At 48.5% G+C, this 14,853-nt stretch carries 12 protein-coding genes; 8 read left to right on the forward strand and 4 right to left on the reverse strand.

Annotated elements, in window-relative coordinates:
• Positions 1-229 precede the first annotated feature (229 nt).
• Positions 230-1,117 (forward strand): hypothetical protein, encoded by an 888-nt coding sequence (locus ACJJIF_RS11385; RefSeq protein ID WP_444928466.1) that lies wholly within the window; start codon positions 230-232, stop codon positions 1,115-1,117.
• Between the two features lie 37 nt (positions 1,118-1,154).
• Entirely contained in the window at positions 1,155-2,417 is a 1,263-nt protein-coding gene (locus tag ACJJIF_RS11390) for a hypothetical protein (protein ID WP_444928467.1), read from the forward strand.
• 549 nt (positions 2,418-2,966) lie between these two features.
• On the opposite strand, the gene ACJJIF_RS11395 is transcribed toward ACJJIF_RS11390, so the two are convergent.
• The 3 genes from ACJJIF_RS11395 to ACJJIF_RS11405 form a co-directional block, all read right to left on the reverse strand.
• Positions 2,967-4,064: an IS630 family transposase gene (locus ACJJIF_RS11395; protein WP_444928468.1), complete on the reverse strand. Its 1,098-nt coding sequence runs from the start codon at positions 4,062-4,064 to the stop codon at positions 2,967-2,969.
• A gap of 218 nt (positions 4,065-4,282) precedes the next feature.
• Positions 4,283-4,591: a hypothetical protein gene (locus tag ACJJIF_RS11400; protein WP_444928469.1), complete on the reverse strand. Its 309-nt coding sequence runs from the start codon at positions 4,589-4,591 to the stop codon at positions 4,283-4,285.
• 34 nt (positions 4,592-4,625) lie between these two features.
• Complete coding sequence (locus tag ACJJIF_RS11405; RefSeq protein WP_444928470.1) at positions 4,626-6,854, reverse strand: hypothetical protein; 2,229 nt, start codon at positions 6,852-6,854, stop codon at positions 4,626-4,628.
• A gap of 1,137 nt (positions 6,855-7,991) precedes the next feature.
• Here ACJJIF_RS11405 and ACJJIF_RS11410 point away from each other — a divergent pair.
• Positions 7,992-8,729, forward strand: a complete 738-nt coding sequence (locus ACJJIF_RS11410; protein WP_444928471.1) for an OmpW/AlkL family protein — start codon at positions 7,992-7,994, stop codon at positions 8,727-8,729.
• Positions 8,730-8,768: 39 nt separating this feature from the next.
• Here the strand turns inward: ACJJIF_RS11410 and ACJJIF_RS11415 are convergent, their stop codons facing one another.
• Positions 8,769-8,921, reverse strand: a complete 153-nt coding sequence (locus ACJJIF_RS11415; RefSeq protein WP_444928472.1) for a hypothetical protein — start codon at positions 8,919-8,921, stop codon at positions 8,769-8,771.
• Positions 8,922-9,077: 156 nt separating this feature from the next.
• Between ACJJIF_RS11415 and ACJJIF_RS11420 the strand changes: the two genes are divergently transcribed.
• From ACJJIF_RS11420 to ACJJIF_RS11440, 5 genes are all read left to right on the forward strand, one after another.
• The gene (locus ACJJIF_RS11420) at positions 9,078-10,049 is read left to right on the forward strand and encodes a glutathione S-transferase family protein (protein ID WP_444928473.1); all 972 of its coding nucleotides are present in this window, start codon (positions 9,078-9,080) and stop codon (positions 10,047-10,049) included.
• Between the two features lie 219 nt (positions 10,050-10,268).
• Positions 10,269-12,554 (forward strand): hydrogen gas-evolving membrane-bound hydrogenase subunit E, encoded by a 2,286-nt coding sequence (mbhE, locus tag ACJJIF_RS11425; protein ID WP_444928474.1) that lies wholly within the window; start codon positions 10,269-10,271, stop codon positions 12,552-12,554.
• On the forward strand, positions 12,551-12,970 hold the full coding sequence (locus tag ACJJIF_RS11430) for a Na+/H+ antiporter subunit B (protein ID WP_444928475.1): 420 nt from the start codon (positions 12,551-12,553) through the stop codon (positions 12,968-12,970). Before mbhE ends, ACJJIF_RS11430 begins: the two co-directional genes overlap by 4 nt.
• 1 nt (position 12,971) lies before the next feature.
• Positions 12,972-13,346: a Na+/H+ antiporter subunit C gene (locus ACJJIF_RS11435; protein WP_444928476.1), complete on the forward strand. Its 375-nt coding sequence runs from the start codon at positions 12,972-12,974 to the stop codon at positions 13,344-13,346.
• A complete protein-coding gene (locus tag ACJJIF_RS11440; protein ID WP_444928477.1) occupies positions 13,343-14,848 on the forward strand; it encodes a Na+/H+ antiporter subunit D in 1,506 nt (501 codons plus the stop codon). Before ACJJIF_RS11435 ends, ACJJIF_RS11440 begins: the two co-directional genes overlap by 4 nt.
• The last annotated feature ends 5 nt before the right edge of the window (positions 14,849-14,853 follow it).

Genomic DNA, 14,853 nt, shown 5'->3' on the forward strand with positions numbered 1-14,853 from the left:
GAAAGAAAAAAGGGTAAATGGTACTCACTTGTCAGATCTCAAGGAAACAACTCACTACAACCAGCCATTGACCATCGGGTCAAGAGCTTACTGTACGAACGTACCTCAAATGAAAACTTCTTCACTATAAAAACGCGAAATAGTTTGCACTTTCCAATATAGTCGACACTATAATAGCGCAGCCGAAATCCAGTAAGCGCTAGCGTTGTGGATAGGAACCACCAAGTCTATGTTTGAACGCCTCTTTGCCTCTAGAAAAAAACCCTTTGTACCCAATCGAGACAAACTTGAAACACTTTCTGCCAACTTATCTGGTAATCGCCTTAGTATCTCATTACCGCCTAATAGTGTTCCCGAGATTGATGACCAGTATTATGGCCCTCGCATCGATATCTATAACCGAGATGCCTATGACGATTTAAGCCGCGGCAAGTGGTATCAAGAGGGCAGAATGCCCGGCCAATCCATTATTAAGCGCAACTGGGGTTTTTATGGACCGCCCTGGATTTCCACCGAATATGGCCTCTTGACCCTATCGATACGGGTATATCGGGTAGATGATTTACCGGAAAGTATGACCTGCTTTAATCCGAGCCATTTAGAGCAGGTCATATTGAGAAACCTATATTTCCAATATGGTCCGGCAAATATTAATGCATGGCCCAGATTAACCCCGGTAAATTGGCAGGAAAAAACAATAAATGGCACTGACTGGCTATATTGTGAAGCCTACCGAAAGTGTAGCGACGCTGAGATCCTGGCAAATCCATTTAATGAAGCCATGTATAGCTCACAACTATACGCCCCGCTAGATGACCAATACTTTATTGACATTTACTTCAATGCCATTGGTTATGCTCCAGCTAACTATAGCATTAGCGCCATGAATCATTTAATGAGCGATATTTACTCAACCTTGAGTTTAGAGTTGAGCCCAGCTATGCAGCAGCGAAGGCGAGAGGTTCTGCAACAGCATCCAGATTCAAAATTTAGTGAAACCCGCAATCCAGAACCTTGGGTTTATCATGAATTCCGTGAAAACGATGAGGAAAATGGAGAAGATCCTTTTGTTATCGTTAAAAAGGGAACTCCACCACCAAGCTTCACACCCCAGTAAATTCTAGTATCCTATGACGCAGTAACAAGGAGATATTATGCCCGCCTTTAGAGCAGGTTGGACCAAAATAGTTGAGATGGCCCCTATGGGAATAAAGCGAGGCCGTGACGTCTATGTCAATAATGCTCACTACCCAATGTATGAAAAGGTAAAGTTGGAAGCAACTACCAATTACTATTCCTCAACACTAATGCGGGCACTCATTAGCCTCAACGCCGATACTGGTAGCAGCCAAAGCGCCAATGGTGCCGGAACTATCCGCTATTTGCGCCGCAACGGTATGGCTATAGAGTATTATATAGACAACGGCGATGTGCTGATCAATAAGCTTCATTTCGATAACGCTTTACATTCCGATACAGCAAGCCAGGGAACAGGCCTCTATGGTGTCAGAAATGTCGCTGATGAGTGGTCCACAGATAGAGCACCCAAGAAAAAAATGACGCTTGGGCACAAATGGAATGGCGCACACTATGCCGCTGTAAGTGGAAAATTTGCCTCAAATGATTCAGCGGGCAAAATGCTTATCAAGCATATTGAAAAGGCTTATGGTGGAAAAGAAGTACTCCCCAAAGATATTGCCAAAGTTGACAACCACTACTCCCTCTATTGGATTAGTAAAGGGGAGCACGGTGAATTATCCTCGATCGATGGGCTGACCTCCCTGATCCAACAGGCGGCCGATGCCCGCGAGTCGGTCAACTGGTTGATACATGGTGAGGGGGCCAAAACTTTTCAGCGTTCACTGGAAGTCTTACAAACTGCGCCCTCTTTAAGCCGTTTTGCGGCCAAAGATGAAGAGATTGTGCGCGGCTTACGTATGAAAATGGCGGGACAGAAAATTTTTCTATCCAACCCTGTTGGCGCAAGCCCCGACAAAATTGAAAAGCTCTGTGGTGTCGTTGGCCTCACTTATGTAGATAAAAATATCAACACCCGAAACTTCAAAACAACGGCTGCGTGGCGCAATTCCTGGTATGAAGTGGCTACCATCGGAGCAATGGCCACAGCTGCCGGGGCCGGCCCAACCGCGTTAAAGAAAAGTGGCTTTAGCGCACTACAAAAGCAAGCCGAACCCTTGATCGAGTCTATCGGCACGCTTATGGCTAATACAGAGCTTGGGCCTGCACTTAAAGTCGGTGGTACAGCCTTCGTTGCCTTTACCGTTGGAAAAACTCAATTCACCAAGTGGCGAGATAATTTCCGCGCAATCAGGGCGACTGCAAGCAGTACTTTTGGCCGTGGCAATGAGTATTGGTATGAGAGTGATGAAGATCTACTTGAACAAATGTCTGCGTAAAAAGCCTAATATTTTGTCAGTGGATTGGCGAAAAACACAGTACCAATAACAAGGGCCACAGGGGTAATTGATGGCGCCAACCGGATATTACCACCCTGGAGGATCTCACCGATGGCTGCCCCCCAGAGATCCTCACCGGCCCAGCCAGCGCACAGATCTATACAGCCACCTCTGGCCCGCCGATATAGCCGCTCAGTCTCCACAAAAAGCCAGTATTTCTTCCCGACCCTACCCAACACCGACAGAGCCTCACTCGATCACCTGATACTCTAAATGCACCTAAAAATCAAACCATATGGATATTCGGAAGAACACGGAATTAAAAAGCAATGTTTAAATTAGCCATATCAGCCGCAACAAAAGAACATACAGCAAGGGCAATAACACACTTCTTCTACATCTATTTTGTTTTATTTATTTTCCAAGGGGCTACCAAAGGAGATATCTTTGACTATAAATATCTATCCAGTATTGATAGCCCAAATCCTGATAAAATCCCCATGATCCTCATTTTTATTTTTATTTTTATTTTTATACTAGTGTACCGTATTAAATAGATTGCTGATTTGAGAGTGCTTGGCGTGCACGCTCCACTTTCAATAAAATTTCCTCAGCAGATTTCGTCCACACAAAAGCTTTCTTGGCTTCATTATGTGTTTCAATAAATTTCACGATAGCCGTTTCCAACTCCTTGACTGAGGTGAATGCCCCTCGGCGCAACTGCTTCTCTGTGAGTAATCCAAAAAATCTTTCTACCAGATTTAGCCAGGATGAACTGGTCGGAATAAAATGAAGATGAACTCGTTTGTTTCTCTTGAGCCAGCGCTTTACATTTTCATGCTTGTGAGTCGCGTAATTATCGACGATAAGATGAAGATCCTGTTCTTTAGGTGTTTGCTTTTCTACGGTCTTTAAAAAGCCTAAGAACTCCTGATGACGATGGCGCTTTCTACACTCACCTATGACCTCACCAGTCAGCGTATTAAGGGCGGCAAAAAGAGTGCTTGTCCCGTGACGTTTATAATCATGGGTCATAGTGCCACACCGCCCCGGTTTCATGGGTAGTCCAGGCTGTGTCCGATCCAGGGCCTGAATCGAGCTTTTTTCATCCACACAAAAGACAACAGCATTTTCTGGCGGTGACATATACAAGCCAACAACATCGCGTAATTTTTCTTCAAAAGCAGGATCGTTACTCACCTTGAACTTTTCGGTTAGATGAGGCTTAAGGCCCACTTCCTGCCATACCCTGCTGACAAAAGAGTGGTTAATTCCTAAGACTTTCGCCATGCCTCGCGTTGTCCAGTGTGTCCCATCCTTTGGCTTACTTCCTGTCGTCATCTTGATAATTTTCGAGCGGAGTTTTGCCTGCTCTTCTGAATTCTTACCGCCATGATTAGCCCCCCTGGGCAAATCCTTCTCTATACCTGCCAGACGCTTTTCTGCAAAACGATTGCGCCATCGGCCCACCGTATTGACATCAATGCTTAACTTTTTCGCAATTTGGTAGTTGGGAACCTGCTTGGCAGCGAGCAAAATAATCTTTGACCGCTCAGCCAATCTCACCGATATTTTTCGACTTTTTATATTCTTTTCTAACTGCTTTTTTTCTTCCGGTGATAAATTGATTTCAACTTGAGCTGGCATTGGTCTTCACTTAATCGCTAAATTAAGCTCACATTATATATCAGCAATATATTTAATACACTACACTAGCTTCCCGCCTGGTAAGAATGATTTATCGCACATGGCGTTTAGTCAAATCATCCAGTAAAATCATCGCAAGCTGCTCGGGAATAAACAGGCTCTGCAGGTCGTATTTTTTAAATCCCGCCGCTGAATAATCATCTGCAGGGTGCCGCCCCTCACAACCCCGTCGCCGAACAGACCATCGCTATAGACCCAGCCACTCTTGTATAGCATCTTAGTCCTACCGCCATCCCAGGGGGGTTATAGGATTGATCGTCGTAGATATTTATCCGCTTCATCCAGATATCATTGGGAAACATCTCGGTTTGAGGTGGATTTTTAAATTTGAGCTTGATCCCGGAAAGATCAATTTCCTTCCAGGGGGCTTTCTCAAAATCCGGGCCGTAAAGATTTAGCTTGCTGGCCTGCCATGCGGCCCGCAGATGCTTGTAAATGGGTGGCCACAGTAGCAGTTTTTTTAGCATCGTACAGTTTCTCTACACAAACTTTGGGCCAGGTTTAAGCCCGCTGCTGTGCCAGTTTAGAGGCTTTACTTAAAGCCGCCTGACGCTGCCTTTCGGCATCTGGCGTCAGGGTAATATAAAGATTCTCAGTAAACTCCCGCACCGTTCTTTCCACCACCTCTGCAAAATTATTGTCATCCGCCAGGTGATGTACACCGCTGGCACTGGGCATATAGGAAAACTCGAGGAGATGCTCATCGGTAATAGCGGCAACCCATGTATATCTCTTCATTTCGAATGGCTGCCATATTGAAAAAGAATAACAAGTTAGACCCCGGTGTTCCGTTGGGTTCAGTTCTTCAACAGTTTTTGGGTACAACCAAATATCAACTTCCGGATTGTAGGGCTCCAGATAATCGCCTTCGCGCAGTTGCCTATTTCGTTCTCCGTAATCTTTCTCAAAGTCATCCAGTAAAATCACTGCCAACTGTTCGGGAATAAACAAGCTCTGTAAACCATATTTTTTTAAATCCCGCCACTGAACAATCATCTGTAAGATACCGCCCCCAACAACGCCATCACCGGACAGGCCGTCAGTATAGACCCAGCCGCTCTTATATAGTGTCCTAGTCCTACCGCCATCCCAGGGAGGACTATAGGATTGATTTTTGTAGATAGCCATCTGCCGCACCCTGATATTATTGAGAAACATCTCGGTTTGCGATGGGTTTTTAAACTTAAGCTTTATTCCAGAAAGATTAAGTTCCTTCCAAGGCGCCCGTTCAAAGTCCGGGCCGTAAATATTTAGCTTACTGGCCTGCCAAGCGGTCGGTAAGCGTTTGTGAATGGACGGCCACAATAGCAGTTTTTTTATCACTGCACAGTCTCTCTGTACAGTCTTCCTGCACAACCTCTTAACCAATTCTAGGAATGATCCCCCCCTTGCACGATTCTCTGAACTTGCAAGAACATACAGCTCGATCGCGCTTTTAAAAGGGGACATATGGGGATTCAAGATAGGATCATTGGCGTAACTAGCCAGTATATTTCTTAACTCCAGAAATTTTTCTACTGCAACGGCAACAACGGTAGCAGCAGTAATGATAGCAAAGATAGCGACAATAACGACAACAACAACAGCAAGGACGCCAGAGCCCACAATCCAACCATCAAACTCAACCGTAAACATAAAAACAGCCGCAGCAGATGCTAATAATAGATATCCTATCACCGCTTCAACGGAACTTTGCGCATTCATTAAGGCCGTCATTGCGATTCCCTTATAATCACGGCCAAACTTCCTTATCTCTTTAGAAATACGTGGGTTAATCCGATTCAGAGGTTGACTACAGTCATGGGGATGGTATTTAAAGACTTCTTCATGAAGCTTTAAGCCCGCGCCCCACACCAATGGCAGCAAGGTTTGAAAATTGCCCTTGGGGGCAGCAAAGAATACCGTATGCTTGTCCAGTGTCTGCCCTCGCAAACGCCGTGAGGTCTGGCGAAATAAATGGCAGCCATCACCGTGAATCACCCACTGGGTAGTTCTTCCTTCCTTTTGCGCCGCCAACATCAGCCCATCCAACTTATTGGCACTCACTTCAAAAGAAACCTGGTTATGTTGTGCGGTCTTCCCGTGTTGGTCCCCGCTGTAGAGCGGACGCGGACTATAAAACAAACCAAATCCCTCGTCTTTAATCCCCTGACTGCTGCTGACATCCTTATAGGTCTCATTCACCATCTCCGGCATAATATCTCTGGCTGCGACTTCAGCATGTCGACAGTTCCCATTAATGGCCATATTGCTACGCCGGATTTGGGCTTGTTCTTTCCTATCTAGCACCCATTCATCCCTGGTAGCTTTATAATCAACATTATACAAACCCGGCGTTATATCCCCTTCAGCATGATCGATAAAATCAATACGGGTGATATATACAGCACTACGCCGGTTATCCACGCTGGGCTGAATAATCTTATAACCGATCTGCAAATTCTCAATAATATCGATATACTCAAAGGCATTACTGGTATTGTTACAGCTCTTCAAGCCACCAGTGGTGGCGCGCAGCTGCGCAAGGCGAGACATTACCACTGCCCCTTTGTAGCCACTTCTGGTAAGCCAACTGGCAAACTTCTCGGCGATGGCTGCAACAATATAAACCTTGCAGCCCTCTCTAGAGTCTGAAAGCAAGCAATAGCCCACTGAGTTATCTCCGACAGCCCTGAAACCATGCGCTTTCATTGCTGGATAAGCCGCTAACTGAGAACCCTCTACATTCATCCAAGAACCCCTCTCTTATATTTTAAAACAGGCCTGCCCAACCTCATTATCTATAAAAAATGGACAAAATCACATCCTGCAGATAACTTTTGAATATGAAGTTATTTATTTTCGCCTTGAAACAACAAAGGCAGACACAGTTGTACTAATATTTTTCAGCGACAGGAATAACAAACTAATTTTAGTTACTTGGTTTTCGCCAACATGGGAACATTTTGTCGATCCGTACCAACTAGCCGGCATGCAAAACTATTTATGGTGTAATCTACTCAATGGACCGTCATTATATAAAATCTATAAACATAGAGATAAAAAATACCTTTAACCTGAAAAAATAGACATTTCTATAGCTATTTTACATCTACACCTAGTTCGTCATACCACACCAGCCCCGCCCACCATATCGCAATCGCAAGCACCCACAGCCAAGGCCTATTTATTGGCACCCATGTTCCACCTCCCGAAAAATGACACAGAAATAGAAACAGCCACAAACAAAGAGTTGATAGCGCTATTAGAAGTCGTCAAATACTATTAAAAATAGTACAAAAGAATCTGATAGGTTGAAATCTGGAAAAGCTGGCGAGTCTTAAACCCACAGAGCAATTCAAAAGCAAAAATTCAGCTCGATAGAAATTTACGACAAACTACAAAGAATATTTAAGAAAACTAAGGCAATCGAATTACGTTTATAAGGATCGCCACCGGCCCTAGGGCGAGACAATAAAGACATCGTCATATTGACAGATGATTTCTAGGGTAGACGCCCTGTGAGCCGTATTATCTTAAGCCTATTATTCACCGACTCTCTAGCCCCTAGTATTCAGGATTATAAGTAGTGATATTTTCTACCTATCCAGAAAAGTACACACACTGGGTATCAAGTGCGGTGTATGCTCTTTCCTCTAAGTAAACAGTAAGTGAAAACCCACTGAATCACCCTATTACCCACACTTGAAACCAGGCACTTTTTCCCGGCTAACGCCTTGAAAGCACTATCAATAAAATATCGCGCCACAGCGCTTATTCACTACAAACACCTAGCCTCAAGACATCTACACTGGTAGTAGATTGCGGTATCCCTATCACTCACGGTTTACAACCCTACTTTTCTATCGCACCTGTGGAATGTTGGACATGAAAGGAATCAATCTGACAATCGCTTTTTGTACCGTCCTACTGCTCACCCATCCAGCCGTGGCAGACTATAAAAAAGGCGACTTTATCGTTCGCGTCGGTGCCGCAGGGGTTGATCCCAACGATGATTCAAATCGCCTGCGCTTAAATGGCACTCCTTTAGACTACACCCAGGTTTATGTGGATAGCGGCTACTCCGTCAGTATCACCGGCACCTGGCTGTTCGCAGATCACTGGGGGCTGGAGCTGCTGGCAGCGGCACCTTTCCGCCACGACCTGGATGTGCGCGGCTTACCGGACCCGGATACCGGCGCTCCGCTGGGGCGGGTTTCACTGGGGGACACCAAACAGCTCCCTCCCACCCTGAGCCTGCAGTGGTACCCGGTATGCACCGAGTCCTGGGTGCAGCCCTATATTGGCCTGGGTATTAATTACACCCATTTCTTCGACGAGGATATCAGCCATACGGCACAAAATTATTTCGACACCGTACTCAACGCAGAGTCACAGGCAAAACTCAGCCTGAGTAACTCCTGGGGCCTGGGCGGTGAGGTCGGCGTGGATGTCGCCTTTGGGCGCGAGAGCCGCTGGCTCTTCAATGCGGCAATCTGGTACCTAAGTATCGATACCAAGGCAAAAATCCGCTTCCGCAACGAAGATAACGATTACACCCGTATCAATGTCGATGTCGATGTCGATCCCTGGGTTTACTCCGTAGGTATCGGCTATCACTTTTAATGGGCTACTTATCTCACAGAGCCCAGGGCCAAACCTCTACTATTCGATTTTTTCGAAAGCTTTGAGCAAATTTAACCAATTTTCATTCTGGCGAGCCTCTGTAAACTGCCTGTTATCCACAGCCGCTGTCCGGCTGTAGCGATAAATCCCCAGTTTACAAGGCGACACAATGAATACGGCCACTTTATCCACACCTGTCAATATCTCCAGCGACGCCCTAGATTCTGCCCCCTATAAATCTGGCGGCAATTAACCCTTGGCGCCAGATATTTCAATACGGACACTAAAAAACACACACTCAATCCAGCGGAAAGTTTACGTAAGGTAAGCGCTACTTAGGAGTAAGACATGGGATTGTTAATCGATGGCCAGTGGCACGACCAGTGGTATGACACTAAAGATTCAGGTGGCGCATTTAAGCGGGAAGCGACGCAATTGCGCAACTGGATAACTGCCGATGGCAGCACCGGCCCCAGCGGTGTCGGTGGCTTTAAGGCGGAGCCCGGGCGCTACCACTTGTACGTATCCCTGGCCTGCCCCTGGGCTCATCGCACCCTGATTTTTCGCAAATTGAAAAAGCTGGAAGCCCATATCAGCCTCTCTATTGTGAGCCCGGATATGCTCGATCAGGGCTGGAGCTTTAACTCCCGTGAGGGCAGCAGTGGCGACGCACTTTTCGGCTATGACTTTATGCATCAGGTTTACACCCGCAATAAAACCGATTACTCCGGTCGCGTCACTGTACCGGTACTGTGGGACAAGCAACAAGATTGTATCGTCAGCAACGAATCCGCCGAAATTATTCGTATGTTCAATAGCGCGTTCAATACCATTACCGGCGACACACAAGACTTTTTCCCCAAAGAGAAAAGAGCGGCAATTGAGAGCATCAATCAGTTAGTTTATGAAAACATTAATAACGGCGTCTATCGCAGCGGTTTCGCCACCACACAATCCGCTTATGAAGAGGCTTACCAAGATTTATTTGGCGCTCTGGATAAGGTAGAAGCACGCTTAGGCAAACAGCGCTACCTGGTAGGCGACAAGATTACCGAGGCCGACTGGCGCCTGTTCACCACGCTTATCCGCTTTGATTGCGTCTATCACGGTCATTTTAAATGCAACCGGCAACGCCTGGAGGATTTTCCCCATCTGCGCAATTATGTTCGCGAGCTATACCAGTGGCCCCAGGTGGCGGAAACAGTCAATTTCCACCATATCAAACGCCACTACTATTTCAGCCATAAATCCATCAATCCAACTCAGATAGTACCTGTAGGGCCGGCCATTGATTACAGCAGCCCTCACAAGCGGGGATAAAAATACTTATCTTCTGCCCTGGGGCAACCTGACTGCACTGTAGTTCGGCCTGCCAATAGTGCAGCAACAAGATAAAGCAGAGGTCCCCTTAACACTCAGCTGAAAAAAACTAAAAATCATAGAGCAATTTTATCCAATCACTAAGATAGAAAATTTACCCTAAACTATTAAGCCGCTAACGCTTGCAATCAAGCTATCCATTTTATTTGGAATAACCTAATGGAATCAGCTGGCGACAACGAAAGTCGCGATACAGAGGGAGAAACGCCGGGCAGAGTGATTGCTCTGCTTGCGCCGATTCCTCCGGCCATGATTGCCCTGGCACTGCTCTATCACCTGCCGGATATTTCCGCCGGCAGAGAACTTTCCTTTGGCTGTAGCTGGGTCCCCCAACTGGGGGTATCTTTGCGCTTTTATATCGATGGCCTGAGCTTCTTATTTGCCCTATTAATCAGTGGCATCGGCTTTTTTATCACCATTTATGCAGCGGAGTATTTGCGCGGCAATCCCCTGTTGCGGCGTTTTTTCTTCTACCTGTATCTCTTTATGATCGGCATGCTAGGTTTGGTCTTGGCATCCGATCTGATCACTTTATTTGTGTTTTGGGAGATTACGACACTTGCCAGCTATCTCCTGATCGGCTTCAATCACACCAGCGCTGTGGCCCGGCGCTCAGCATTGCAGGCTCTTCTGGTGACCGCGCTGGGGGGGCTGTGCCTTCTCACCGCCTTCCTGCTATTGGGGCAGGTTGTCGGCAGCTATGACCTGGAGGTGCTGCTCAGCAAGGCGCAACAGGTTAAATCCAGCTCACTGTACCTACCTATTTTGCTACTGGTGCTTGTCGGGGCATTTTCCAAATCGGCACAGTTGCCATTCCACTTTTGGCTGCCCAATGCCATGGCGGCCCCCACACCGGTCAGTGCCTACCTGCACTCTGCCACCATGGTTAAGGCGGGTATTTATCTGCTCGCCCGCTTGCACCCGGTACTGGCACACACCGACTATTGGGAGTGGATTTTAACCTGCACCGGTATCGCCACCGCCGCTGTGGCGGCCGTGGCCGCTCTGCGTCAGACGGATCTAAAACTGGCCCTCGCCTACACCACGGTTATCGCTCTGGGCACCATTACCATGTTCCTGGGCTCCGATGCTTCAGCGGCCGTCGCTGCGGCTATTACTTTTTTACTGGTGCACTCTTTCTACAAAGCCGCGCTGTTTATGGTGGTGGGTATTATCGATCGGCAGACCGGTAGCCGGGATTTAACCCAGCTGCGCGGCCTGGCCAAACTGCTGCCTTTGACATTTGTTGCAGCTCTGGCCTCCGCACTGTCCATGGCTGGGTTTCCACCGTTTCTGGGTTTTATCGGCAAAGAATTGAAATATGAGGGTGCATTGGCGGTGGCTTCAGAGCCGGCTCTGGTGGGTACTGCGGCCATCTTTGCCAATGCGGTGACCGTGACCGTGGCCGGTATGGTGGCCATCAAACCCTTCTTTGGCCCAGCCCCCGGCGATACCAGCCGTATTCAGCGGGCGCCGCCCGGCCTGTGGATAAGTCCGCTGGTCTTGAGCGCCTTTGGCCTGACCTTTGGTTTGGCGCCGGATCTGCTCGGTGGTGGACTGGTGGAACCTGCGCTGACGGCAATACTCGGGCTGCCGGAAACTATCGATCTGAAACTCTGGCACGGCATTAATATTCCGCTACTGATGAGCATCCTTACCTTTGTGCTCGGGGTCATTATGTATCTCAACCTCAAGCGTATTCGCACCTGGTTGGATTGGGACTTTAGCTATGCCCCCACCAGTGCCGATTTACTCTGGGATAAATCATTGGCACTGCTCAAATCTTTTGCCGCACTGCAAACACGCCTATTGCAACACGGCATTATGCGGCGCTATCTCAGTGTTATTTTTATTACCCTCTCACTGGCCCTAATTTATGCCTTTATACATACAAAACACTTCTCCCTGGAGCTTACCCAGCCGAACCTAAATCTCAAGGAGTGGGCCGCCATACTACTCACTATTGGCGGCACCTTTGCCGCCGGCATTGCCCGCAGGCCATTGACCGCTATCTGTGCGCTCGGTGCTTTAGGTGTTGGTATCGCATTAATTTACCTGTTTTTTGGCGCACCGGATGTGGCGATTACTCAAATTCTGGTGGAAACCCTGTATCTGGTGTTAATTGCCGCGATACTCCCGCGCCTGCCGGTATTTAGCCCCGATAAAAAAGTGGGCTTTCGCCCCAGAGATGCCCTGCTGGGTAGCGCCGTTGGTATTTTATTTACCCTGAGCATTTTGGTGGTTCTGCAAACTCCCTTCGAGAGCCCGGTAAGCGAGTATTACAAGGCGGCGGCAGTACCGGAAGCCCATGGCCGCAATATCGTCAATGTGATTCTGGTGGACTTTCGCGCACTGGATACCTTCGGGGAAATCATTGTGGTATTTACCGCAGCTATTGCTGCGGTGATTTTACTCGGTCACCATTTAAAACGGGGCAAGCAGTGAATTCTATTATTCTACAAACGGCTACCCGGGTGCTGGTAGCGCTGATTTTACTCTTTTCCGTTTATATGCTGTTGCGCGGACACAATTATCCGGGCGGGGGATTTATTGCCGGATTAATTGCCGCCTCTGCCTTTGCCTTATTTGCTATCGCCTGGGGCGTGGAAGCGGCGCAGAGCGCTTTGCGCGTAGCGCCCGGGACACTGGCCGCCTGCGGTGTGGCTATCGCCGGGCTCTCCGGGTTAATGGCATTATTTTATGGGGATGGACCCTTTTCCGGGCAGTGGTTTACCCTGTTCGGGAGCAAGACAACGGGCGGAATTGTTATCAGCAATGTTTTATTTTTTGATATTGGTGTCTACCTGACTGTACTCGGAGCCGTACTCACTCTGATTTTTGCCCTGGAAGAGGCCTGCTGATATGGAAGCGCCCCTCGCCGTTGTCGTCGGTATTCTACTCGCTACTGGCGTATACCTTATGCTGGCCCGCCACCTGCTGCACTATCTATTTGGTCTGGTGCTGATCAGCAATGCCGCCAACTTGACAATTTTTATCGCCGGGCGCTTAACGCGCGCCTCCCCGCCACTGGTGCCCAAAGGAGAGGAGGCCCCGCAAATTATTGTCGCCAATCCCCTGCCCCAGGCCCTGATCCTCACCGCCATCGTGATTGGCTTTGGCCTGCTGGCCTTTGCCCTGGCCCTAATCGCGCAGGCTTACCGCGAGCTGGGCACACTGGATGTGGACAGTATGCGCATTGCCGAACCAGTACCGACCAAGAGGAAACAAGCCCCTTGAGCTGGTTATTGGCCCTGCCATTTTTAATTCCCATTACCACGGCATTACTCGCCTTTGCCGCTCGCGGCCGTCGCTATGTCAGCGCTGCCATTTCCATATTGGGATGTCTCGCCGCACTGTGCACCAGTATTGTTATCCTGGTTTGGGTGGAGCTTCACGGTCCCCAGGCCGGGCAGATGGGAGACTGGCAGGCCCCCTATGGCATCACCTTGGTCGCCGATCGGCTCAGTGCGATCATGCTGCTGATCAGCGCTATTGTCGGCCTGTGTGTCGCACTCTTTGCAGTTTCAGATATCGATGAGAAGCGGGTTAAGTTGGGCTTTCACAGTTTTTTTCAGCTGTTATTGGCCGGTGTCTGCGGCAGCTTTATCACCGGCGATATCTTCAATCTGTATGTGTGGTTTGAGGTCATGCTGATTGCCTCTTTTGCCCTGCTGGTGCTGGGAGGGGAGAAGATACAGCTGGATGGCGGGATTAAATATGTGGCGTTAAATCTGGTGTCCACACTGTTGATGCTGACCTCTATCGGCTTGCTCTATGGCCTCACCGGCACCCTGAATATGGCACAGCTGCATATTTCCCTGGCCGAGGTACAAAATCCCGTCGCTATTGCCACATTGGCGGTTATATTTATCTGTGCCTTTGGCATCAAGGCGGCAATATTCCCCCTGTTCTTTTGGCTGCCGGCCTCATACCATGCGCCACCGGTGGCGGTAACCGCTGTATTTGCCGGCCTCTTAACCAAAGTCGGGGTCTACGCGCTGATTCGCACCTTTACTTTAATTTTCCCCAATGACTTGGAATTTACCCGGAATATTTTATTGGGAGCAGCATTACTCACCATGCTGACCGGGGTGCTGGGCGCGGCGGCACAGTATGAGTTTCGCAAGATACTGGCATTTCATATTATCAGTCAGATTGGATTTCTGATTTTAGGGCTGGCACTCAACAGCCCTTTGGCGCTGGCTGGTTCTGTTTTCTATATGATCCACAATATTGTGGCAAAAACGAATTTATTCCTGATCAGTGGTACCGCCCAGCGCCTCACCGGCAGCTATGAACTCAATGAAATCGGAGGTCTATATCGCGCCAGTCCACTCCTCTCTGCACTCTTTTTTATTGCTGCATTTAGCCTGGCCGGATTCCCACCGCTGTCCGGGTTCTGGGCAAAGCTACTGCTGGTCAAGGCGAGTCTGGATCAGGCCGCCTATATCGTCGCCGCTGTGGCACTGATTACCGGGGCGCTGACCTTATTTTCCATGAGCAAAATATGGGCGGAGGCCTTCTGGAAAGCGCACCCCCGGGAACAGTGCAAGAATTTGTACAGCCTCAGTGGCGCAGAGCGCTTACAGCGGCTGCTGCCTGTCGCACTCCTCGCACTGATCACCTTGGCTCTGGGATTTCTCCCCGAGCCTTTTATTGAGTACTCCCTGGGGGCCGCCGGGGAGCTATTACAGCCAGACGATTACCTTAACGCCGTATTGCCCGACAACACGCCCTAAAAACG

This window comes from Microbulbifer regidiadema (SeqCode) (genome assembly GCF_052467605.1).